Source organism: Paenibacillus sp. FSL K6-1558 (assembly GCF_038002565.1).
Lineage (GTDB): Bacteria > Bacillota > Bacilli > Paenibacillales > Paenibacillaceae > Paenibacillus > Paenibacillus polysaccharolyticus.
The window spans coordinates 41,916-66,086 of record NZ_JBBOCV010000002.1; the positions used below are offsets into that span (position 1 = coordinate 41,916).

Sequence of the window (24,171 nt, forward strand, 5' to 3'; positions counted from 1 at the left end):
CTTTCGGCATCCTCACTTCCAAAAAAAACAAAAACTGTCCTCAGCAGAAAATCTACCTTAAGGACAGTTCTATGTTTACAATTGCTCTACGTTTCAGGCGGGCTAGAGATCAGCTGGCTAACCGACAATTAAACCATACACAATCCCTGGGCCATGAACTCCGATGGTTAAATCATTTTCGATATCGGATGATCGGCTGGGACCCGAAATAAAATGAATGCCTGCTGGTAGCTGCGCTCTTCCTGCTTCGTCAAAACGGTTCAGTGTCTCTCCAAGCCTTGTATGCAGCCGTTCAAGCGGAATAATCAGAATCAGCACGGTCGGCAGTAGGCTGACTGAACGTCCTTTCTCCGGGGAAGAGAGGACAGTGACTGAGCCAGTGTACGCTGTGGCGTAATCCGCCATGACTACACCGATATCCGCTTCGGCTGCTCGGGCTCGCCAGTCTACGTCCGGAGCACTGTTCCAAACGGATACTTGTACATTGGGAAGCTGTTCCTCCAGTCCCAGATCCGTAAGAGCTTGCTCATTCTGGCGAATTAGATATTTAGCGCTTAATTCATGTGCTTTATTGCCTATAAACCCTGCTACTTCTTCCATATTTGACATTCGGGCAATATGAGCACCGACGCTAACAAAGTTATCCGTAAACGCCTGTATTCGCTGTTCCTCATCCCATTCCAGTTCATTCCAGAAGTCCGGGGAACCTCGAAAAGCATGGATCGGTGCATGAAGCTGTCTAGGTCTTTTCAACTTGGTGGCGATATCGTCCATGAACTTCTCCTGTCTACGCCTTGACTTTTCCTCCATGGATGCAAGCCATTGCTGATGTTCACTTCCCATGCTTCGAACCTCCCTCCCCGCGATCACGCACAATCTGTTGCATACGCTCTCGTACAGATGTATCCATAGCAGTATGTTGCTGCTGATTCAACTCTTGATCCAGACTGTTCCACTGTTGTCGGAAGGACTTTTTCGCGAGACTGGGGGCTACTCTATACGTATTCCAGCCTTTAAGCGGGCCAAGCTTCAGTGAAATACCATTATTGCGCACAACTGCTTTTTGTCCGATCTGTCCGAGCCGAATAGCAAGAGCGAAACGTTTGGAGTTTGCCGCAACCGCCGCAAAGCCCTTCATGCCCATCGTTTCCAGCTTATTTCCATGTCCGTCTTCCACCTTACGTCTCCGTAAATATACAAGCATGTCATGCAGTGGAATCTTAACGGGACAAGCTTCATAACAAGCACCGCACAGACTTGAGGCGCTCGCAATATCGTTCCACTCCTCAATGTTACCGTTTAATGCAGGAGTCAGCACCGCCCCAATCGGTCCACTGTAGGTTCCACCGTAAGCATGACCGCCAATGTGCCGATATACCGGACAAGCGTTAAGGCATGCCCCGCAGCGAATACAGTTAAGTAGTTCCTGGAACTCGGGATCTCCGAGTTGTAAAGATCGTCCATTATCTACGATAATGATATGCATCTCATCCGGACCATCTGCATCTGCCGAGCGACGAGGACCTGTAATGCCTGACATGTACATCGTGAGCTTTTGTCCAGTGGCAGAGCGTGGCAGCAAGGTTGCCATGACTTCAAGATCTGCCCATGACGGAATAATGCGCTCCATGCCCATAAGTGTAATCTGTGTTTTTGGCACGGTAGATACCATACGGGCATTGCCTTCATTTTCAAATAAAACCATCGAACCGGTCTCCGCAATCGCAAAATTGCAACCTGTCAGACCAATATCAGCCTCCAAAAATTTCTCGCGCAGCTTTTTGCGGACGAATCCGGCAAGGACCGTCGTATCTGGTTCCAGTACCTCTCCGGCTTCCTTGGATAATAACTCCGCAATTTGATATCTGTTTTTGTGAATGGCCGGTATAACGATGTGGGACGGCGCTTCACCCGCCAGCTGTATAATGTATTCGCCAAGATCGGTTTCAATGGCTTCTATGCCTGCAGATTCTAGCACATGGTTCAGATGTACTTCCTCGGACACCATGGATTTGGATTTCACCACACTTGTAGCTTGCTTGTGGGCGGCAATATCAAGGGCAATGGAAGCCGCTTCCGCTGAAGTATCTGCAAAATGAATATGCACTCCGTTCGCACGGGCGTTGTTCACGAACTCATTCAAGTAATAATCGAGATGTGCGATTGTATGCAACCGAATCTGGCGTCCACGCTCCCGCCATTCTTCCCAGTTGCCGTGCTCTTCCGACGCAGCTTTCTTGCCATTACGCAAACGTTCTGTTGTGAACTTGACCGCTTTACGGAGAAAATCATCATTCAGTGCCAGACCCGCACGGGATTTGACCGTTTCATCCATAACACCAGGTTGGCTCATCGTGTCTGCACCCCCTCATATAAAAGTTCAGCCAGATGCATCACTCGCACAGGTTCATTTCGGTGCCGCAGATTGCCCGCAATATTCATCAGACAAGCCATGTCTAGCCCAACGAGAACTTCGGCTTGTGTTTCTTTCACATGATCCACCTTCTCGGTCACCATCGCCCCTGAAATATCCGACATTTTAATCGCAAACGTACCTCCGAATCCGCAGCAATCCTCTGCATGAGGTAATGGAACCAGTTCAAGCCCTTTCACGTTGGACAGCAAGGCTAGCGGTTCGTCCTTCACCCCAAGCAGACGACTGCCATGGCAGGACGGATGGTAGGTAACTTTATGCGGAAAATGCGCGCCCAGATCTGTTATACCTAACACCTGTACTAGAAATTGTGTGAACTCGTAAGCCTTGGCCTCAAGGCGCTTCGCTTTATCCAGCCATTCCGGCTTATCTACAAACAGCTCCGGATAATGATGAATCATATATGTGCATGAACCTGACGGACAGACCACAAAATCACTGTCATCAAACGCTTCTAATATCGTCTTGGCAGCTACCCGGGTCTCATCCCAATATCCACTGTTATACGAGGGCTGACCACAACAGGTCTGCACCTGCGGAAATTCCAGCCGAATGCCATGTGCGGCCAGCAATCGAACCATTGCCTCTCCCACTCGGGGGTATATGGCATCACTGAGACAGGTTATAAACAAGGAGACTTTCATCATTACACACTCCAATAAACAAATTATTTCATGTCAACGCCTGGTTATCGTTACACTGTGCGAATCAGCAATTGGTAGTTACTGCACAAGGAAATCTGCTCTTCGGTCAAAGATTGATCCGTAATAATCGTGTGCACCTCATCCAGTCCGGTCACACGAGCGAAAGCCCTCAGGCCAAACTTGCTCGCATCAGCCAGCAGGATCACCTGATCTGCAATGCCTACCATCTTCTGTTTTAATCTGGCTTGAAGCTCATTGGATTCGCTGATGCTACCGCTTTCAAGATACACGCCCTTGCAGGATAAAAAAAGTTTGTCCACATGATACGTTTCGAGAGAACGCTCTGCGAGTGGTCCAACAAAGGATAATGAGCGAGCAGCCAGCTGCCCTCCAGTAGAAATCACCTCGATGTTGTCCCGACTGCTGAGTTCGGTGGCAACTTGAATCGAGTTGGTCAGCACCGTTAATGGCATATCCGGCATGTTCGCCGCCATATAACCTGCTGTTGTACTGGCATCCAGCAAAATGCGATCTCCCGCCACGATTAGCGCCAATGCCGCATCAGCAATCCGTTTCTTCTCCATTGCATGTGTCGTTTCCCGTATTCGGTAAGGAATCTCTGGCTGATCCTCCTTGACACTCACCGCTCCGCCGTGTGATCGGCGCAGCCGACCAGCCTCTTCTAACCGATCTAGATCACGGCGAATCGTCTCCTCGGTTACCCGGCAACGTTCACTAAGCTCAGATACTCGCATGCTGCCCTTAATATTGACTAGTTCTACAATCCGGTCATATCGTTCTGCCGCGAGCATGCTACACCTCACTCCCGGTTTCTGTACCCGGCGATAAGGCCGTTATTCGCAAAAATCGTTCATAGGCTTCTGCCCAAGCCGACCTGTCTTGCGGTTCATATTCCTTTACCGGGAATGAATCGCGAATAGCCCGGCGCGCTTCCCAAATATCCTTAAACGTTCCCCTCGCGATCCATTGCACAGCCATATTGCCGATTGCACTTCCCTCCGCTGGCCCTGCCCATACAGGCTTGCCGATAGAGTTCGCTGTCCACTGGCATAATAACTCATTCTGAATGCCGCCGCCCACCATATGCAGTCCGCCGAATGTTTTCTCTGACAGCTGCTCTGTCCATTCCAGAACCCTTCTATACTTCAAAGCAAGACTCTCCAGAATGGCCCTGGCTATACTGCCCTGATCCTCTGGCACACGCTGTCCTGTTTTCTGGCAATACTGCCGAATGCGCTCTGTCATATTGCCAGCAGGCAGAAACAACGCATCATCCGGGTCGAAAAGGCTTGCAAACGCCGGAGCTATCTCAGCCTTCGCAAGGAGTGAGCCATAGCTGATCCCTTGCCCTTCACGTTCCCATTGCCGCATACATTCCTGCAAAATCCAGAGGCCCATAATGTTTTTGAGTAAACGATATGTGCCACCTGCACCACCTTCATTCGTAAAATTCAGTTCCATGCTCTCCGCACTGATGACGGGCTGATCCAGCTCAGTACCCATCAGGGACCACGTTCCACAGCTTAGATAAGCAAAGCTTGTTTCCGTGGCTGGAACCGCTACCACAGCCGAACCGGTATCATGCTCTGCTACAGCCAGGATGGGAATCGACGCAAGTCCGATATCATTACATATACTGCTGCGTAATTGTCCAACAGTTCTCCCCGGTAGGACTACATCCCCGAACCATTGGTCAGAAACACCAATATGAGCGAGAAGTTCACGATCCCATTGTCCAAGTACAGGATTGTATAACTGTGTTGTTGTAGCATTGGTGAACTCATTTACCGCTTCTCCAGTAAGAAAATACCTTAATAAATCAGGGATCATTAGAAAACGCTCCGCTTCGCGCAGCAATGGAGAAGCACTCCGCTTAAGTGCCGCGAGTTGATACAATGTATTAAATGGTAGAAACTGTATCCCCGTGCGCTCGAAAACTCGCTTAGCTGTTAACTCCTGACAAACCGTATCCATCACACCGTTAAACTGTGTGTCACGATAATGATAGGGATTACCAAGTAGTTCACCGTTGCTACCAAGCAAACCAAAATCTACACCCCAAGAATCAATTCCCAAACTCTCTGGCACTTCACCTTGCTGTTTTATAAGCGTCAAGCCCTGCAGTACTTCATGATGTAGCCGCAAAATATCCCAGTGCATCCGGTCACCAATCTTCACGGGCTCGTTTTTGAACCGGTGAATTTCACGGGTTTCGATCCCTCGATCATTCAGATGACCGAGTATCGCTCTGCCGCTTCCTGCACCCAAATCATAAGCCAGCACACTCACTGCTCTTCCACCTTCCAGTTATTATTGTCTTCATATTCGCTATTATCTTTATTTTACAACTAAATGACTGTTTGTTTTTCTTTGTTTAATACTGTTTTGCTTTATTTTAAGAGTATACCATCATTGTAAACGTTTGAATACCCATGAATTCGCTTTCCTCATTACAAAACAAAAAACGACTCACTCCCTTTAGGGAGGAGCCGTAGCTTTATTTTTTTACATATAAAACTGTCCACTCTCCGCTCCGGCTTGCCCGGACTGAGGCTGAATATCTCGCTCAAAATGTTTAAAACGTGTACCCTGATAGGTTAACATGCCTCGATCCTGCTCCACCAGCATACCGTAATTTTGACCACCTACATTTAACTCAAGTCGTTCCCCATTGTCGAACTCAAAGGTTGCATAATAACTCGTTGTTGCACTGCTGTCCCCACTTCCACCACTGACCTCCGTTCGTTTTGTAACGACTCTGGAATGTAAGGTAAGGACAGCTGCAGCATTGTTGGAAGACCAGGTTCGCACACCTGAGAAGATGGCATATACGATGCCGCATGCCACAACCAGAAACACGATGCCGATCAAAATAGGCACGATCGTGCCCATTGCTCCAAGCTCGCTGAACCCAGAAAAAAAACCACTCTGATTGCCTTCAAAACCCGGCACGCCACTCATATCATCGAATCCACCAAAGCCGTCTACACTTAAATGGCCTACTGACGAAAATATGCCCGTAACCGCCATAACGCATCGATCCTTTCCCCACGCAAAATAACACCTTTTCTTTTCTTTTCTTTTCTTTTCTTTTTTCCTTCTTTCTCCCGTTCACATCGTGATACATTGGCAGACAACCCGCTCTGCCTTGTCCCTATACTATATGAGCCGAATCAGGAATACAGACGTTCAAGTTCGTCCACAAGACTGCCGACATAAGCCACTGCAGTGCGGATTGGTTCAGGACCGGACATATCAACACCTGCAAGCTTCATCAATTCCTGCGGTGCGAGACTGCCCCCGGATTTGAGCGCTTCAAGCCAGCGGTCCACGGCGGGTTGCCCTTCCTCTCTAATCTTCTGTGCAGCTGCTGTTGACGCCGTTAAACCTGCTGCATACGTGTACGGATACAAGCCCATATAATAATGCGGCTGTCTCATCCACGTCAGCTTGGCACCTTCGTCCACTACCAGCTCTGGCCCCCAGAATTCGGAAAGGATCGCACCTTTCAGCTCACTTAACGTCTTAGCAGTAATTGGCTTATCGTTCGACGCGAGTGCATATACCCTACGCTGTAGTTCGCCTTCCAGCAGATGTGTAACAAAGTTATGATAGTACGTATTCAGCAATTGCAAAATCACCCAACGTCGCATTCTCGGATTTTCAGAACGATTCAACAGATGATCCGCCAGCAACATTTCGTTCATTGTCGAAGGTGCTTCTATAAAATAAAGAGACGGCCGCGTATTCGTAAGCCTCTGATATTTGCCAGCTAGCATAAAATGACCCGCATGCCCCACTTCATGCGCCAGTGTAAACGCTCCGCGCATGTTATTCGCCCAAGAGATTAAGATGTAGGAGTGCGCGCCATAGATGGAGGAACAGAACGCTCCAGTCGATTTACCTGCATTGTCCGCGTAATCTACCCAGCGATCATTAAAGGCTCGTTCAACAATCTCCCCATATTCCGGCCCCAGTACATCGAGCGCCTCACGGATCAACGTGCACGCTTCATCATAGGTAATCGCCGGACTGAATTCGGCATCCAGCGGAGCCTTGAGATCACAGAACATCAGCTTGTCGAGTCCGAGCTCACGTTTTTTTAGCGCAGCCAATCTGCGCATATGCGGCGCTAGCTCTTTTTGAATAATATCAAGAACATTATTGTACATTTCCTTGCTCACTTGCTGTGGAGCTAATAACATGTCCGTCACGTCTTCATATCCACGTAGACGGGATAACACCACTTGTTTTTTGACCTCAGCAGCATATCCTTCAGCAAAGGTATTTTTGTATTGATTCAACGTTTCACTAAAAGAGGCATAAGCGGAACGACGCAACTTGGTATCCGGTGACATCTCGTAATTATTTTCGTAAAAAGACCACGATAATGGACGTGCTTGATCCTCACCATCACACACCTCATCAAAGGTCATATCCGCCAACTTACCGCGTTGATAGATTCGATAGGGGGAATCCAGCACTTCACCAAGTGAAGCAAGCACTTTCTCGGTTTCAGGCGAGAGTCGATGAGCTTTTTCTTCAATAAGTCTCTCCAGGCTACGCTTGTACGGTTCGAGACCCGGTAGTTCACTCAAATACTTCTCTATCGTGCCTTCTGGCAGCGAAACAATCTCGGAGTTGACAAATGACAGATTGGACGACAAGTTAGACAGAATATCACCAGCTTTAGCCGCGTTCTCGATATTCACCGGATTCGTGCTGTCCTCGGATTGTTTTAAGCGCGCATATGCTGCCGTTTTACCGATTCGTTCCTGCAAAGCTTCACGAGCATCAAGACAAGCGAGCAATTGCCCCGCACTTTGCCCCAGTGTACCTTTGAATGTTTCAATATTAGAAGCAGCATCCGGTAGAGATAGAAGTTCCTGTTCCCACTGCGCATCGGTTGCAAATAAATCACGCAAATCCCAGGTTGTTTCTTCCAAAACCTCGGAACGTATATGTATCTTATCCATTTTGATTGTCCTCCTCCTTGCATTTCCAATATCTCTCATCGTATCATACTCTGCCAATCGATACATGACATCTCCTGATTATGAGACTTTTGGTTTAAATCTGCAGAAATCAATCCGGCTGGAAAAGTAAAAAACGTCAAGCACCGGACGTGTCCAGTTTACTCAACGTTTCGTTAATCGATCATTCATTTCTGATTCTTATAGATATTCAATGGTGTACTATAAGATATTCATTTCATCCGCTTTCCAGATGACATTCTCACCGTAGTTTTTACCCCAGTTATACATCGCATGCAACACCGGCATTAGACTCTGCCCATGATCCGTCAGTGAATATTCAACTCGGGGCGGAACTTCGGCGTACACTTTGCGTTCCACCAGTTTGTCCTCCTCCAGCTCCCGCAGCTGGTTCGTCAGCATCTTTTGCGTAATGTGGGGAATCAGGCGTTTTAACTCACTGAAACGTTTGGTGCCCTCCAGACCCAAATGCCACAATATAATCAGCTTCCACTTGCCGCCAATCACCGCCAGCGTTAATTCCTTTTCACAGTTGATTTCTTTTAAATTAATGCGTTCTTTGACTTCGGACGCCATGGCTCCAAGCCCCCCTTTATCTCGTACGATATCAAACTCTAATACTTCATTTTACTATAGCACGGACCGAATGCAAAGTTCGCTCATCTTTTTCACAGAAAAGACCGCAATCCTTGCAATAGCACAGGATTCCGGTCTACTTCATTTTTAGCTATATTAAACGCGTGAGCACTTCAATCGAACTACTCCAGATTCGCGTGCCGGCTGAACATATCTGCACCGGTCATGCCCTTGATCTCCATCATGGTGAGGATCAATGCATCCATGCTGAGCAACAAGGATTGTTCAAACAAGGAACCCATAGGCTGAATGGTAACATCCGCTCCGGCTCCCGCCGCATCCTCTTTTGCAGAGGCAGGTAGCCGAACGACCACTTGTGCCAGCTGTGCAATTGTGGAATCCAGCTTAATTGTGATTAAGCCTACAGGTGCACCCGCTTGATTCGCCTTTCTTGCCATGGCAACCAGCCCGCCTGTCTCTCCAGAACCAGAGCATAACAGCAGGAAATCTGCTGAGCTGATCCCTGGCGTCACCGTCTCGCCTACGACATAAACGGTAAGTCCCATCTGCATCAATCGCATCGCGAATGCTTTTCCCATGAGACCTGAACGACCCGCGCCAGCTACAAAAATGCGTTCCGCTGCTAGCACCTGCTCGGCCATTGCCTGCATCTCGGTATCATCAAGCTGGCTTAACGTGCGTTCCAGTTCCTTCAGGATATCTGCGGCGTATTGTTTGCTGCTCATCAGCTTACCCTTGCTGAACAAGGCGCTGCATTTCGGATGCTACAGCTGCTTTATCTGCTTGCCCTGTAATACCGCCACCAACGATGACCAAGTCAGGTTGTGCTTTCACAACTTCTGGCAATGTGTCCAATTTGATACCACCAGCAACCGCAGTTTTTGCATTTTTCACTGCACCTTTGATCGTTTGCAGGTCTTCGAAAGGACTTTGTCCAACTGCTTGCAGGTCATACCCGGTATGAACACAGATGTAGTCTACGCCCAGAGCGTCAACTTCACGCGCACGTTGTTCCAGATTAGGCACGTTGATCATGTCCACGAGAACTTCTTTGTTTTGTTTTTTCGCTTCTTCAACAGCGCCTTTGATCGTCATATCGTTACTTGCACCCAGAACGGTGATCAAGTCTGCACCCGCTTCAGCTGCTTTCATGATTTCATATCCGCCAGCGTCCATAATTTTCAGGTCCGCAAGAACTTGCAGATTAGGATAAGCTTCCTTCATTGCTTTTACAGCATGCAATCCTTCATTGATAATAATCGGTGTGCCGATCTCAACGATATCAATATATTGTTCAACTTCTTTAACCAGTGCGATACCTTCCGGGATGTTAACCAAATCAAGTGCGAGTTGTAATTTCATGTTTTATATCTCCTTTGTATTTGAGGTTGATTAATGATGCTGTATAAGTTGAAATAAAGATTTACACAGTCCACTCCGATGACAGAAGAACCTTCCAATCGCTGTTATCCCCAGATTTTTTTGATTCCCTTTTCCAAAGGGAAAAATCCGGTGATAAAGGCGAACGCTTCGCTTTACCAGGTTTTTTTTGTCCTCTCCGTTAACGTGTAAAAAATAGTTCAACTTATATAGATCCAAATGTTTATTTTTACCGCCAATGATCCGTTGCTGAGGCCAGCATCTCGTAATGGTGGTTGCTAGTTCATTGTAGAGCCTGACTATCCATTCAGGAAGTACGCACTTTCAAGTGAGGTAGTTACTTGGACGAAACTAATGGATATTTGACGTTGTTATACGAATCCTATCTTGAGATACATCTATCTTCATCTATTCTACAGTCAGTGCTATTTACGAACAGCGTATTGTTTGTACGACATCAATGATGTAGGTTTCTTACAATGGATGTTATTCACTTTTCATAAAGTCTTTTATCAAAAAGAAAAAGAAGAACCCTGTCTTTTCAGGCAAGGTTCTTCTTGATTTTTCATAGCAGAGTACGCGCTGTATGTTCCTATCTATTTATCCATCGGCCTATTACAGATATACAGGTTTCACACATACCGGCTTGGATACGCCTGTGCTGTGACCTGTGTATTTCAGGCGACCGCTCTCCTGATCTACTGTAAAGGTAACCATGTTGTTTGTATCACGGTTAGCCGCAATCAACAGTTTACCATTCGGTGTCAATGCGAAATGACGCGGGTGCTGTCCTTCTGCGGAGACATGCTCTACCAGGGTCAGATGACCTTTGTCTGCATCTACTGCAAATACGACGATGCTGTCATGTCCACGGTTGGAACCATATACAAAACGGCCATCGTTCGAAACCGTAATCTCAGCAGTAGTATTCTCAGTGCCGTCATAGCCGTCAGGAAGCGTTGAAATATTGGAGATTTCAGTGAGCGTACCCGCAGCTGCATCATACTTGTAAGATGTGACAGACGAATCCACTTCGTTGATCACATATGCAAACTGACCATTCGGATGGAAAGCCAAGTGGCGTGGTCCTGCGCCCGGATGAGTTTTCGTTTCACTGTGAAGCACCAGTTCATTGGTGTCTGCGTTAATGGAGTAGATCGCAATTTTATCTGCGCCCAAATCCTGTACCATCATATATTTACCATCCGGGCTGAAGAATGCCGAGTGCACATGTGGCTTGTCCTGACGCTCAGGATGTGCCCCGTGTCCTTCATGTTTCTTCTCGTCCAGAAGTGCTCCAACTTCACCATTGTCTGTAAGGGCTTGAAGTCCTACCAATCCACCGTGATAGCTGGACAGGATCAAATATTTACCGGAAGGGTCACGCTGAATGTGGCATGGCGGAGCAGAGATGGAGTCTTTGCGATTGAGCAAAGTCAATTTACCCGTCGCAGGATCTACGCTCAGTGCTACCGCTTCAGACATTTTATTGCCCTCGGCAGACGCCGTTTCACCAATCGCATATAGCTTGTTTGCTTGCGCATCCACGTTAACAAACGTCGGGTTTTTCACGCCCGCAATGCTGTCCAGCTTCGCCAGACTGCCTGTATCCTCATTTAATTCATATGCGTAAATGCCCTCATTTTCCGCTTCGGCATAAGAGCCGACTAGTACGAGCAAGCGTTTTGATTCACTCATTACAGTTTCCTCCTCTATGTGTATGTAATCTTGTTGCACCTCTTCTATAATAAATCTGCCATATCAAAATAGCAATCGGACCCCTGCTCACTCTACCGGAGCCTGCCATGTTTAACGCAATGAAATGCGTATCTGTACAAGGATTATGTCCTTATACATTCAACTGTCGAGCATTTCCTGCTATGATAAGATAGGTTTTTCATCTAGAAAGGACTGAACAGATTGTTTACCTCGTTTTTCATTACGCTTTATCATGTGTTTCTGCCCATTTCCTTGCCCGTCATTGGCGGAATATTGTTAAAACATTTCAAGGACTGGGATACACGGCCGCTTTCGGCATTTTCACTCTATATTTTAAGTCCTGCGCTTATCTTCCATACCCTGCTACACGCAGAGATTACCTGGACGGATGTTACAAGCACTTTCTGGTTCTCTATCCTCAACTTGATCGCCCTCTGGGCTCTGGCTGAGATCATAAGCAGAATCTTTGGTCTGGGTGCACCTGAAAAAGCAGGACTGACCCTCGTCTCCACATTTACCAACTGTGTGAACTACGGGCTCCCGCTTGTGTTGCTTGCCTTTGGACAACTTGGACTGGACAAGGCTTCGGTCTACGTCATTGGACAGATGATCATCGTCAATACGGTAGGTATTTTCTTTGCCGCAAGATCCGAATTCACGGTAAAAAACGCGATGCTGTCCGTATTCCGCATGCCTACCATCTACGCAGCTGTGATCGCAGTCATCATGCGGAGCTCGGGCATTTCCCTTCCTGATGCTCTGGATGGGGGCGTTTCGATGATGGCTACCGGTTATTCTCCTATTGTCTTGGCGATTCTGGGCGCTCAGATGTTACGACCCAAAGGAGATACAGCACCTTGGCAATCGAATGTTCGTAAGGCGTTTTGGGCCGGACTTGTTGTCAGGCTGGTTGCAGCACCGATTTTAGCCTGGCTTATACTGAAAGCACTGCAAGTCGAAGGAACATTATTCCCTGTGTTGCTTATCCTCGCCTCGATGCCAACCGCAGTGAACGCTGTTATTTTGGCTGAACAGTTCGGTGCATCTCCGCAATTTGTATCCCGTTGCATTCTGTGGACTACCGCTGTTTCCATGGTCTTCCTGCCAATTATGATTGTGATGTCTTCCTGATCAGTACAGACGCTGTGCTAAGACCTGAAGCGTTTGCCGCTTGGCGGCGCTTCTCCAGCCGGCGTTCATGCCGCCGATGAAGAGCTCTGACATAGAAGTATTTGACGACAAAGTACGAAATGAATCCCAAAATTAACCCGAGCACACTCATACCTGCCAGGATATCAAGTCCACCGAGCAGCAGTTCACTTACCGCTGACCAGTTTCCATGAAACAGTTCCCTCCATGCGCTCTCATGCATAGGACCCTGTCCCATACTGTGCGCTGGCAAAATCCATGAACCTATCTGTTTCGCAAGTGGCATAAGAATAATCGGCAGAAATGTCAGCTTGCCCACAACGTTGCCTACAATGGCCGCTGGCATGGAGCCACCAGACAAACGAACGATCGGATAAAACACAAGATAAATCAGGGATGCAGTCGAGATTACGATCAGTTCGAGACCGAACCCTATAGCAAATCCGGTAGATACCTTATGAGCACCACCCGGAGCACGTAAAAGTTTGAGAAAATTCAGTTTCATTGCACGAGTCAAACGTGCCATTCGATTGGGTTTGCGCTTCTGGTTTTTCATCCTGAATTTCTCCTTATTTGCACAAATGACGAATCATGTCGTCTACCCACCAATTATATCACACTGCGTCAGCTCCAGTGGTTACAATCACCGGACAGGTTTCCATCCTCACATTGCCAGATACTGCCCGGGAGATCATACAGGATGCTTCTGCCTTATGCGCCAGCTTCTCGGCATTACTCAGAACCGATTCGGATGTATCTTGTGGAAGCACGATTCGCGGTCGATGTACGATACGTTCATACGTAAAGATGTTATTGGTCACATCCACCGTTGCCTCCGATTCCAGCGTCAGCTCATCAGGAGTAATGTCTGAACGCTCCAGCATCGCCGCAAGGGTAATCAGGTAACAGGTTGCCGCTGCCCCCAGTAGCATCTCGTCCGGGTTCGTTCCTGTACCAGGGCCGCCCATTTCCTGCGGAATCGAAATGACGGTTTTCAAACCTCCTGCATCAATCGTGCCCTCACTGTTACGTCCGCCATTCCATACCGCCTTTAAGTGAAACGGATGTTTCATTGTCATCGATCCTTTCTATGATAAGTCGAACTAAATACTTTTACGCCGACACTCCAATGACAGAATAAACCTCCAATCGCTGTTATCCCCAGATTTTTTTGGATTCCCTTTTCCAAAGGGAAAAATCCGGCGATAAAGGCGACCGCTACGCTTTTTCAGTTTTTTTCTGTCCTCTCCGTTAAAGTGTAAATAAAGAGTTTAACTTATAAATATTCATTTGTAATATTCTGACGTCCGTTACGCTCACACACGTATACACGTAATTTCAAGTTCATTTAACGCGTTCACATGCTCCTCCTGCACACCCTGGTCGGTGATGACCTTCCCAACACTCTCCATGCCAGCTACCCTTGTAAAAGCTTGAATGTTAAATTTGCTCGAATCGGCTAGCAAAATAACCTCGTCAGCAATATGAATCATTTTCTGCTTCACCAAAGCCTGTAGTTCATTCGACTCGCTGATGCCCTTGGTCAGATGTACGCCTTTGCAAGACAAAAACACTTTATCCACATGATACGCATCCAGCGAGCGCTCTGCGAGCGGCCCGACAAAGGACAAAGATTTGGAAGCAAGCTGTCCGCCTGTAGCAATGACACGAATCTGTTCTTTCGCGCTTAGCTCCGCGGCAACTTTAATTGAATTGGTTAATACCGTCAGCGGAATATTGGGCAGTCCAGCTGCCATATACCACGCGGTAGTACTTGCATCCAAAGCAATCCGATCACCGGGTTCCACCAGTTTCACTGCTTCACTTGCAATGCGTCGCTTCTCATCGGCATATGCAACAGCACGCTCGGGATACGGAATCTCGGTTTGCGATTCATCCTTGTATTTCACACTCACCGCTCCACCATGCGAGCGTCTGAGCCTGCCCGCCTGTTCCAGCTTGTCCAGATCACGGCGAATCGTTTCTTCGGTCACTCCACAGCGCTCACTAAGCTCAGTGACACGCATGCTTCCATGCGCATCCACCCATTCCACAATTTTTTCATAACGTTCCGCAACGAGCATCTTCATTCACTCCAAACCGTTAATATACCAGTTAATCCTGTTACCCCATCATACCATAGAGCGGTTGGAAGGAGAATTTCACACATCTACAAGAATTGACGTCCATAAACATTCATGCATATGTAAAAAGAGGAGGCTTTCGCCTCCTCCATCCAGTCATTCCGATAATTATTTATCCTCTGCCATAGGGAACCAACCCGGTGTGTGGATAATTGCATTCCACAATCCATCAGGAATCACCAAACGCTCTTGATCGGATTTCGTCAGAATGGTCTCAATATCCTCTTCACGTCCGCTTTCAATCTTCTCGACCCAGTCTGGCTCGATGATCAGCTCACGTCCAATCGCAAGCAACGGTACGCCGGTTTCCAGCGCTTCTGCTGCTTCATCGGCGGTATGAATCGATCCAACACCAATTACAGGTACTTTACCGCCAACACGATCCAGGATAAATTCAATTCTGGCACGTGTATCCTCTTCACCACGTCTTGGCTTCGACCAGAACTCATTCAAGGAAACATGCAAATAGTCGAGATTTTTATCTTTCAAAGCATCAACCAGTGCATACGTATCCTCCATTGTTAGTCCTGGCGTTTCTGGCTCTTCCGGCGAGAAACGGTAACCCACAATAAACGGAAGTTTAGTATGCTCAGCAACGACACGCTGTACCTCATCTACAACGGCTAATGGGAACGCCAAACGTTTCTCTACACTGCCGCCCCAGCGATCTTCGCGCCGGTTGGAATGTGGAGAGAAAAACTGCTGAATCAGATAACCATTCGCACCATGAATCTCAATACCGTCAAAACCAGCTTCAATAGCACGGCGAGTCGCTTCACCGAAATCACGAATGACAGAAGTAATCTCTTCATCCGTCATTTCTCTTGGTTCCGGTGAACCTGGGCGTTCACTTGCGACTGCACTAGGTGCAACCACTTGGCCCGCAGGAACGGCTTGTTCCGGAGTCAGACGACCTGCATGGAACATTTGCAGTACAGCAACAGAACCTTGTTGTTTAATCGTTTCAGCCAGACGTTTCAGTCCAGGCACAAAGCTGTCATCATAAGAACCAAATTGTGCAGGGAAGCCGATACCGTTAGGCGTAACATGTGTTACCGCTGTAACCGACATGCCAGCCCCACCTGTGCGACGTGCATAATATGCAAGCTCAGCATCAGATACCGTACCATCTGAATTAGAGGACATATGAGTCATAGGAGCAAGCACGATCCGGTTTTTCAGTGTAATGCCGCTGCTTGGCAGTGAAACTTGTTCAAACATTTTCGAATACTTTGGATTCATTCGTGGTTCCCTCCTGATATTATATCTCTTTAAATAGATATATGGATATATACATTCAACTACTGTAATTATTATAGTTACGTTTCAATTCAATTGCAACTTTTCTTTTTCCATTCCTTGTCAGCCTACAACGGAAACGATGACACAACTAAAAAAGGACAGAGTGTCCTCAGACGCCCCATCCTGTTTTTAACCATTTCCAGAGTTCAGAAACTTAGAAACCATAAACATGAACGTAGCTACATCTTCAGAAAACCTCGGTAATACCTTAGGCATCCCTCAGTTAAGTCATTCCTCAGTAACTCCGCACGTAAGCCAGCTTCTGCTCCATCTCTTCCACACATTCATAACAATCATGTTCGTTGTTCGCCACCATCGGCGTGACCGGGTATAGATTCATCTCTGTGCGATTGTATGTTTTAAGCAGTGGCAACAACTGTGTAACTCTGGTATTGGCCGGATCAAGCCAGGTGTTGATCTCATCATCCATGAGAATAGCCGGCATCTTGTTTCCAAACTCACGAGTCGCCAGATTCGCGCCAGCCATGAGCATTGTACAGGTGCGAAGCGGTTGCTTGCGGGTATCTTTCCAGATCTCATACAATCCCGCAATGCCAAAAAGCCCGCGATCCGGCATGACAACACGCACGGCATAACGCTTCTTACCTTCTTGTCGCCAGTAATACAGCCCATTGCATGGAATAACACAGCGTTTGGTCTCCACTAACTTATAATACGCGGGGTTTTCATGCACAGTCATTAAATTAGCATTCACCGCATCCCTCCCCCAGAACGGAATGAATCCCCAACGAAATTCATCCAGCACACGTTCTCCATCCTGATGCAGAATGATCGGCGTATGTTGCGTTGGACTGATATTATAGCGATTTTTATAGTAATACATGACTCGTTGTACCTTGAAATGATCCCGAACTTCATCTAGATCAGCCGCGAGTGAAAAACGTTCGCACATCCCTATACACTCCTTTTTCCTAGTAAGGTTGAGTGTATTATTTGTGAGTTAAGGGAATTTATGCATACCTTCCCCAGACAGAAAGCGACTTGTTGTGACAACATTCCTTTATTGCACAGGTTTTTTCCTTTTTTCCATAACAAAAACAACGACTTGAGACTCATTTCAGGTACACATTTCCTTGTTACTATAATAGAGAAAATATACATTTATTGGAGGTTTTAAGTATGAAAAGGAAGTTGTTGATGAGCCTGATGTTGTTCTCTGCGCTCGCGATGTTTGGCAGCACGATCTACGCAGCAACCTTTTTGAATTACGGCTACCCTAGTTCCACCATTCCAATCCGGACCTACAACTACGCTTCTGCATGGCAGGGTCCAATGGATGCTTCTCTTGCCAACTGGAACAATGCGGGAGCCAAAGTGCAATTCGTCAAAACGAATAACTCTCCGAACACGATCACCGCTGGCAACTTCAACAATACCGCTTATGGTGTCAACTACGCTTCTGTCTCCGGCAATCAGGTTGTCAACTTCCGCATCGAACTCAACGCCTCCACGATTACCGCTGATGCATCCAACTTGTCCAACTTTATTCAAAGCGTGTTCGTCCATGAACTGGGTCACTCCGTCTGGCTTGGTGACAACCCGACAACGAACAGTCCTTCCATTATGTCTTACACGCGCAACCGGAATTCCATGACCAAACCACAGACCTTCGATATCAATAATGTCAGATCCAGATACTAATCGTTCGTATATCATCATTCCGTATCATTTACATTTTATTTCCAAGGAGGATTCCGATCTATGAACAAGAATCGAGTACTTACCTTACTCGTGTCTTCTATCTTTATCCTGTCTGTCGTCGGCTGCTCTTCAGCAACTCCGGCCGCTTCTCCCCCAGGTACTCCCCTCAAAATCATCGCATCCGAGGATTATCCCAGTTATGGAAGTGTAGACGCTTTGTCAGAGCGGGCCGACACCATTGTGAAGGGCAATGTCATCCAAACCAGGGTTGAAGCTTTAGATGACAGGGGACAAGCTGATTCCCAAGATCAGAATCATATGAATGCAGCGGGAAGTGCGGCAGATGCTCAGGTTTCTTTTGACAAAATCTATACGATCTATACGGTTCAGGTGACTGAATCCTACAAAGGGGGTTACACAGCCGGGGATCGGCTTGAAGTCAAACAGCTTGGCGGACAACTGGGCAACACCGAAATCGTCAACGATGACAGTCTTAAGCTTATGCAGACCAAGGATTATGTACTTTTTCTTGAAACATATGCGGACACCCCTGCAAGCCTGCTAAACAGCGTTCAAAGTCTCTATGTGGTCAAACCTGCTTCGAAGTCAAACCAGGCCAGCCAGCAATCCCAGTCTGAGGTGATTGTCAGTGCAAACCCGGAGAATGATCTGACGCTCAGCCTGAGCGAATTACAACAAATCAAAAACGAACAGTCCAATCCGTAACATATATTTACTCTTTTACCTACTTACTTATTTGATGTCCATCTCAACATGCCGCTCTACATAAGAATAATAAAACGTGCTACCCCAAATACCGGGTGGCACGTTTTTACGTTATCGCTATGATCAAAATCTCTCAGTGCCAATGGCTAGCGATTGACACACACTGGAAGGGTAAACCAGAAACAACTTCCTTCTCCCTTCTTACTCTGAACTCCAATTTCGCCTCCATGCCGTTCCACAATGGATTGAGCGATCGCGAGCCCAAGTCCAGCTCCACCACTACTTTTACTACGGGATTTATCAATCCGGTAAAACCGTTCAAAAATACGTGTCGTTTCTTCCGCTTCAATCCCCTCACCTTGATCCAACACTGCAATTTGCAAAAACGCTCCCTGCTCTGTGGCAGTAAGCATGATTGTGCCTCCTGTAGAAGAGTATTGGATGGCATTTTGCAATAAATTGGAAATCACCCGTTTCATCTGTGCAGGTACCATCATGGCAGCTGGCAATTGATCAGGCAACTCAATCTCCACATTCAGCTCTTTCTCGGCAAGATGGAACGAAAAGCCCTCGAGTGTACTAAGCAACAACTCATCAACATGACTGGGCTCTGGATCAAATGGCTCCCCTTGGGCCTCCAGACTCGATAGATCAAACAAGTCCTGGATCAGCCCTCCCAGCCTCTTCGTTTCAAGGCGAATCGTATTCAGATAACGCCTGAAGGTGGCTTCATCCTTAATCACATCATCTTCCAGCGCTTCGACAAAGGCCTGAATCGAGGCCAGTGGTGTACGTAAGTCATGAGACACATTTGCTATCAGCTCACGCCTGGCCGATTCGGATTGATGGAGATCGTCAAAGCTATCCTTCAGTCTGGAACTCATTTCATTAAAATGCTGTGCCAGCAGTTTGAATTCCTGTGGCCCGATGAGAGGGACTTCCGTATGGAAATCCCCTTCGGCTACCTTCACTGTACGCTCGGTAATACGAGCTATTGATTTTTCCAATGGCTTCGTTAATACATACTGGAGAACAAACGAAAGTAAACCTACCCCGGCCGTTATACCCGACAGCCAATACAATTGATCGATGGTGAGCAGCATTTTGGAATAACTGACGAACAAACAAATCAACAATACACCGATGCCCAGAAGACTGGACAATACCAGATACGTGCGTAATTTCATGATGAGCCACCTGCAAACTTATAACCTATACCCCAAACCGTTTTAATATATTTTGGATCGGAAGCATTTTGCTCGATCTTCTCTCGTAGTCTTCGAATATGCACAGTTACGGTCGTCGTATCTCCCTCGTAGCTAAAATCCCAGATTTTGCTTAACATCTGACTACGCGAAAACACCTGTCCCGGGTGGCTGGCTAGCAAATACAACATCTCAAATTCAGTAACTGTCAAGTCAATCAGCCGTCCGTCAATTTCTACCTCACGTTTCACAAAATCAATGGTCAGCCCTTCATAACGAATCGTATGTGATGAATGAGTGGCAGGCGACACCTGTACCATTCGCATTCTGCGCAATATCGCTTTGACACGCAGAACGAGTTCTCTCGGACTAAATGGCTTGGTCAGATAATCATCTGCTCCCATCGTCAGACCCATCAGTCGATCCTGCTCTTCCCCACGAGCAGTCAGCATAACAATGGGTACATCCTCGCTTTGCCGAATCTCGTTACAGATCTCCCATCCATTTTTATGCGGCATCATCAGATCCAGCACAATCAGATCTGGCGTGTAGCTGCGCCACAACTCAATCGCCTCCATACCATCCTTAGCTGTCACCACGGAATAACCTTCCCTTTCGAGGTACCTGCGACAAACGTCTGTAATATTACTGTCATCATCGGCAACCATGATACGCTCATTCAATGAACTCACCCCATATTCAAAACAAGCATCTGGCATCATCATATCACAGGGCAAGGATCATATTTCAGTATTATTGATCTGCCTTACTTTCAATTTTTTACGTTTACTTCGTTACCTTCACTTCATAGCCTTCATCGGCATCATGTATTTGGAAATGACCATGTCCGTTACATATGTGTTGCCCTCATGGATCATGGGCATTGACTTCAAGCTAACCTGCATGCCGTCTACCATCATTTTTGTAGAACCAACCCACACTTTAATGGTTTTAGCCGCAGGCATCATAGCACCTTCCATCATCATATCGTCCTTCATCATCATGTCATCTTTATTCATTTGTTCGTCTTCCATCATCATGTTACCAGCCATCTTCGTGTCATCTTGCTTCATCATATCATCGTGCATCATCATGTCATTTTTCATTTTCATATCGTCTTTCATCATCGTGTCGTGCATGTTGTCCATATACATTAACGTTACCGAGCGGTCTTTGCTGTCCCACATAATGCTGTAACCATACATTTTTGCCGCCTGTCTCAATTGCACAAGTTCCATGCCATCCTTTTTAATCAATTTCATCTCTGTAGCACTTGCACTTGCTAATCCTGAAAAGGTCAAAGACATCATCAACACCGCTGCCGCAATCATTTTTTTGCTTTTGCTTGTTTTCATCATTGTTATCACTCTCCATGGGTTTAGTTGCTTGCATGGACTACAATAAGGAAAACAACTTACGATTCTCTAAGCAAAATGTTACGAAACCATTACAATGTAATTTTTTTTATCTATCCTGTTATAAAAAACGGTTGAAGTCCCTCTCCGTAAGAGACTTCAACCGTTTTATTCGTTGCTACGTCTTATTTTTCGCTTGCCTCACATTTAGTTCACTCGAATAAAATCAGCCATGGATCGAACCTCCACTGCCCCTGGATTCGAATTGACATCTGCTTGCTGTAAACCTTCTCTGGAGGTGAACTTCACCTTTACCGGAAACCCGGGAATCAGGTCAAAGAAGTTATCCGAGAAGACCCCTTCAACTTCCGAAGACATCCACACCTGCTTGGCAAGAACATCACTTTCCAGCACTAGATGTACACCATCCTCATCCGCTCCTCCGCTGACTTTGATGCTCGCAGGCTGAAGCGCAAGCTCTTTGGCAGGCACGAAGTAATGCTCCTGGACAATGTCTGTTACTCCCTCTTGACGGAGAGCGAGCCGCAGTAGCGTCGTCGTAGCATCATGCCCTTCAAGCCACTCTGCATTACGTAAGGACAACAACTTCTCACCTGCATTGGGTGCTACGTTTACTGCAAAAGTCTCTTCCCAGTGCACCGTGCCATCGAATCCAATCAATTGAACTTGAAGCTCCCCCTCCACCTTCTTCAATAGATCAGAAACCACATAGATATCTGTGACGTCTTCTTTGGTACCATCCACGGAAACCAATACATCATTGAAACTACGTTTCGCATAATATTGCAATGCCTTCCAGCGACCAAAATAGTCCATCCCCGCCCACGAAGCGACAGGCCAGCAATCATTCATTTGCCAGTAGAGCGTTCCCATACAGTAAGGTTTGCGGCGGCGGTGGGCTTCGATTGCGGTTTTCATCGCTTCCGCTTGAAGGACCTGACTCATATACAGGAAGGATGGGAAATCCTTCGGTTCATGCAAATACATATCCATATACTGCTTGATCAGTCGATTACCCGCACCGTTCTTTTGATGTGCGAGCATGACCTCTGACTCCAAGGCCAAGTCTTCTTCCTCGGCGTATGTGCGTACCGACTTGTATTCCGGGAACGACTGGAACCCATACTCACTCATAAAACGGCCTACGTATATATTGTAATTCTCAAAAGGCTCCACATTGTGCCACACGCCCCAATAATGGATGTCTCCTTCCGATGTAGACGGATGGGCATGCTGCTTTTCATCCCCTGTCAGCGATACAATGGGGGAGGAAGGCCAGTAGTCAATGCCTGGTGCATACGCTTCGACCACTTCTGGCAAAAGGTCATGGAAAATCGCTTCATAATCCGCCCAGATGCGTTCGCGCTGTTCTGCGTTGTAATCTTTTTTCCAGCCCCAGCCACCATTTTCAATATAATGCGCCCAAGCCGAATCTATCTCATTGTTGCCACACCACAGTACAATACTCGGATGATTGCGCAGACGTTTCACATTGTCGATCGCTTCATGACGGACACTGTTCAGGAACGCTTCATCACCCGGATACATGCTGCACGCGAACATAAAATCCTGCCACACCATGATACCGTATTCATCACACAAGTCGTAGAATACATCCTCTTCGTAAAAGCCACCGCCCCATACACGTAGCATATTCATGTTGGACTCCGCTGCCGATATGATCTCATGCATGTACCGTTCTCGTGTCACTTCGGTAATAAAACTGTCATTGGGAATGTGGTTGGCTCCTTTGGCGAAAACCGCTACTCCGTTCAGTTCAAAATAAAAGGAAGCCCCGGCTTCGTCCGAATCACGCACAAGACGGATGGAACGAAGTCCTGTTTTGACCTCGTGCGTTGCGACAGCACGCTCCCCTTGAAGTACTTCGGCAGCAAACGTATATCGATACGCTTCACCCAATCCACGGCTCCACCAGAGCTTTGGATTCTGAATCGGGATCGTGACCTCTACCGTATGGGAACCAGATTGCAAAGATACGGCCTTCTCCCAGCGCTGACCATCTGCACCTATGCGAATAACGGTATCTATAGGCTGAGAAGTTTCCACCTCTACCACGGCGGTGACTTGTGCCGATGTGGCATTTACTTCATTTTGACGGATAAATAAATCATTAATTTTCACATCTGTCCATCCCTCAAGCCTAACTTCACGCCAGATGCCACTGGTGACAAAACGCGGACCCCAATCCCAGCCATAGTGATATGGTGCTTTGCGCGCAAAGATACTGACTCGTTTATCCCCGAGACCGCCCACTTCGGATTGGTCATTGGATGCAGGTAGGGCATATCCCAGCTTCTCCAGCTTCGGTAAATCCTCCTGAATGGGAGAACGAAAATGAATGCGAAGCATGTTCCCCTGTTCCTTCACTAATGCTTTTACATCTGCCTTCCATACTCGAAACATGTTATCCGCAGACAACACATGTGTGTCATTCACATATACATCCGCATACGTATCCAGTCCGTCAAAAACTAGTTCGAGATGCTCCTGCGTATATAAAAAAGATTCAATATCGAACGTTGTACGATACTCCCAGTCCTTCTTGTCGATCCACTGTACTTCCTTCTCATTTGTCCCGTAAAACGGGTCAGGAATCTTGCCTAATCTCAGCAGATCGGTATGTACGCATCCAGGCACCTGAGCCGGCATCCATTCCTGATCCTCACTAGCCTTGAACGTCCAGTTTTCAAATCGTTGTGATAGCTTTGTGCTCATGACAGCCTCCCATGTCGTTAGAGTAACCAACGTATTTTGTTAGGTTTTGTTATTATATTAGCAAACAATTCACAAAACAAAA

General features: G+C 47.0%; 23 protein-coding genes. 3 read left to right on the forward strand and 20 right to left on the reverse strand.

The genetic code is table 11. The features are described 5' to 3' along the window. Nucleotides 1-117 precede the first annotated feature (117 nt). The 11 genes from MHI38_RS27835 to MHI38_RS27885 all read right to left on the reverse strand — a co-directional run bounded on the left by MHI38_RS27835 (nucleotide 118) and on the right by MHI38_RS27885 (nucleotide 11,768). Nucleotides 118-843, reverse strand: a complete 726-nt coding sequence (locus MHI38_RS27835) for a LutC/YkgG family protein (protein WP_154886223.1) — start codon at nucleotides 841-843, stop codon at nucleotides 118-120. Then, nucleotides 833-2,353, reverse strand: coding sequence for a LutB/LldF family L-lactate oxidation iron-sulfur protein (locus MHI38_RS27840; protein WP_154958825.1), 1,521 nt, complete (start codon nucleotides 2,351-2,353; stop codon nucleotides 833-835). The genes MHI38_RS27835 and MHI38_RS27840 overlap by 11 nt, the downstream gene beginning before the upstream one ends. Next, nucleotides 2,350-3,078 carry a (Fe-S)-binding protein gene (locus tag MHI38_RS27845; RefSeq protein ID WP_308722024.1) on the reverse strand — a complete coding sequence of 243 codons (729 nt, stop codon included), beginning with the start codon at nucleotides 3,076-3,078 and terminating at the stop codon, nucleotides 2,350-2,352. Before MHI38_RS27845 ends, MHI38_RS27840 begins: the two co-directional genes overlap by 4 nt. A 50-nt stretch (nucleotides 3,079-3,128) precedes the next feature. Further along, nucleotides 3,129-3,890 (reverse strand): DeoR/GlpR family DNA-binding transcription regulator, encoded by a 762-nt coding sequence (locus tag MHI38_RS27850; RefSeq protein ID WP_154886225.1) that lies wholly within the window; start codon nucleotides 3,888-3,890, stop codon nucleotides 3,129-3,131. Nucleotide 3,891: 1 nt separating this feature from the next. Continuing rightward, entirely contained in the window at nucleotides 3,892-5,388 is a 1,497-nt protein-coding gene (locus tag MHI38_RS27855) for a rhamnulokinase (RefSeq protein WP_308721929.1), read from the reverse strand. A 216-nt stretch (nucleotides 5,389-5,604) separates the two neighbouring features. Continuing rightward, nucleotides 5,605-6,129: a DUF2500 domain-containing protein gene (locus tag MHI38_RS27860; RefSeq protein WP_253495034.1), complete on the reverse strand. Its 525-nt coding sequence runs from the start codon at nucleotides 6,127-6,129 to the stop codon at nucleotides 5,605-5,607. 143 nt (nucleotides 6,130-6,272) lie between these two features. Continuing rightward, entirely contained in the window at nucleotides 6,273-8,075 is a 1,803-nt protein-coding gene (gene pepF / locus MHI38_RS27865) for an oligoendopeptidase F (RefSeq protein ID WP_154886227.1), read from the reverse strand. Nucleotides 8,076-8,294: 219 nt separating this feature from the next. After that, the gene (locus MHI38_RS27870; protein WP_145330144.1) at nucleotides 8,295-8,669 is read right to left on the reverse strand and encodes a winged helix-turn-helix transcriptional regulator; all 375 of its coding nucleotides are present in this window, start codon (nucleotides 8,667-8,669) and stop codon (nucleotides 8,295-8,297) included. A 182-nt stretch (nucleotides 8,670-8,851) separates the two neighbouring features. Further along, on the reverse strand, nucleotides 8,852-9,415 hold the full coding sequence (hxlB, locus tag MHI38_RS27875; RefSeq protein ID WP_154886228.1) for a 6-phospho-3-hexuloisomerase: 564 nt from the start codon (nucleotides 9,413-9,415) through the stop codon (nucleotides 8,852-8,854). Nucleotides 9,416-9,419: 4 nt separating this feature from the next. Continuing rightward, nucleotides 9,420-10,052, reverse strand: a complete 633-nt coding sequence (hxlA, locus tag MHI38_RS27880) for a 3-hexulose-6-phosphate synthase (RefSeq protein ID WP_090920812.1) — start codon at nucleotides 10,050-10,052, stop codon at nucleotides 9,420-9,422. A 633-nt stretch (nucleotides 10,053-10,685) separates the two neighbouring features. Next, nucleotides 10,686-11,768 carry a lactonase family protein gene (locus tag MHI38_RS27885; protein ID WP_339838334.1) on the reverse strand — a complete coding sequence of 361 codons (1,083 nt, stop codon included), beginning with the start codon at nucleotides 11,766-11,768 and terminating at the stop codon, nucleotides 10,686-10,688. A 222-nt stretch (nucleotides 11,769-11,990) separates the two neighbouring features. Between MHI38_RS27885 and MHI38_RS27890 the strand changes: the two genes are divergently transcribed. Further along, nucleotides 11,991-12,920 carry an AEC family transporter gene (locus tag MHI38_RS27890; RefSeq protein WP_154886230.1) on the forward strand — a complete coding sequence of 310 codons (930 nt, stop codon included), beginning with the start codon at nucleotides 11,991-11,993 and terminating at the stop codon, nucleotides 12,918-12,920. On the opposite strand, the gene MHI38_RS27895 is transcribed toward MHI38_RS27890, so the two are convergent. The 5 genes from MHI38_RS27895 to MHI38_RS27915 all read right to left on the reverse strand — a co-directional run bounded on the left by MHI38_RS27895 (nucleotide 12,898) and on the right by MHI38_RS27915 (nucleotide 17,297). Continuing rightward, entirely contained in the window at nucleotides 12,898-13,494 is a 597-nt protein-coding gene (locus MHI38_RS27895; protein ID WP_090920818.1) for a DUF2062 domain-containing protein, read from the reverse strand. The genes MHI38_RS27890 and MHI38_RS27895 overlap by 23 nt on opposite strands. 58 nt (nucleotides 13,495-13,552) lie before the next feature. Further along, nucleotides 13,553-14,011 (reverse strand): OsmC family protein, encoded by a 459-nt coding sequence (locus MHI38_RS27900; protein ID WP_154886231.1) that lies wholly within the window; start codon nucleotides 14,009-14,011, stop codon nucleotides 13,553-13,555. Between the two features lie 243 nt (nucleotides 14,012-14,254). After that, complete coding sequence (locus tag MHI38_RS27905) at nucleotides 14,255-15,022, reverse strand: DeoR/GlpR family DNA-binding transcription regulator (protein WP_339839391.1); 768 nt, start codon at nucleotides 15,020-15,022, stop codon at nucleotides 14,255-14,257. Between the two features lie 168 nt (nucleotides 15,023-15,190). After that, a complete protein-coding gene (locus tag MHI38_RS27910) occupies nucleotides 15,191-16,324 on the reverse strand; it encodes an NADH-dependent flavin oxidoreductase (RefSeq protein WP_154985831.1) in 1,134 nt (377 codons plus the stop codon). Between the two features lie 295 nt (nucleotides 16,325-16,619). After that, nucleotides 16,620-17,297, reverse strand: a complete 678-nt coding sequence (locus MHI38_RS27915; RefSeq protein WP_339838324.1) for an SOS response-associated peptidase — start codon at nucleotides 17,295-17,297, stop codon at nucleotides 16,620-16,622. 227 nt (nucleotides 17,298-17,524) lie between these two features. Between MHI38_RS27915 and MHI38_RS27920 the strand changes: the two genes are divergently transcribed. After that, nucleotides 17,525-18,046, forward strand: a complete 522-nt coding sequence (locus tag MHI38_RS27920; RefSeq protein ID WP_154958836.1) for a hypothetical protein — start codon at nucleotides 17,525-17,527, stop codon at nucleotides 18,044-18,046. Nucleotides 18,047-18,106: 60 nt separating this feature from the next. Continuing rightward, nucleotides 18,107-18,772, forward strand: coding sequence for a hypothetical protein (locus tag MHI38_RS27925; RefSeq protein ID WP_339838320.1), 666 nt, complete (start codon nucleotides 18,107-18,109; stop codon nucleotides 18,770-18,772). Nucleotides 18,773-18,918: 146 nt separating this feature from the next. Here the strand turns inward: MHI38_RS27925 and MHI38_RS27930 are convergent, their stop codons facing one another. The 4 genes from MHI38_RS27930 to MHI38_RS27945 form a co-directional block, all read right to left on the reverse strand. Continuing rightward, nucleotides 18,919-19,959 (reverse strand): sensor histidine kinase, encoded by a 1,041-nt coding sequence (locus MHI38_RS27930; protein ID WP_341181965.1) that lies wholly within the window; start codon nucleotides 19,957-19,959, stop codon nucleotides 18,919-18,921. Next, a complete protein-coding gene (locus MHI38_RS27935; RefSeq protein WP_339839388.1) occupies nucleotides 19,956-20,660 on the reverse strand; it encodes a response regulator transcription factor in 705 nt (234 codons plus the stop codon). Before MHI38_RS27935 ends, MHI38_RS27930 begins: the two co-directional genes overlap by 4 nt. A gap of 117 nt (nucleotides 20,661-20,777) precedes the next feature. Beyond that, nucleotides 20,778-21,335, reverse strand: coding sequence for a hypothetical protein (locus MHI38_RS27940; protein WP_339838314.1), 558 nt, complete (start codon nucleotides 21,333-21,335; stop codon nucleotides 20,778-20,780). A gap of 204 nt (nucleotides 21,336-21,539) precedes the next feature. Beyond that, entirely contained in the window at nucleotides 21,540-24,089 is a 2,550-nt protein-coding gene (locus MHI38_RS27945) for a beta-mannosidase (RefSeq protein WP_339838311.1), read from the reverse strand. Between the last annotated feature and the right edge of the window lie 82 nt (nucleotides 24,090-24,171).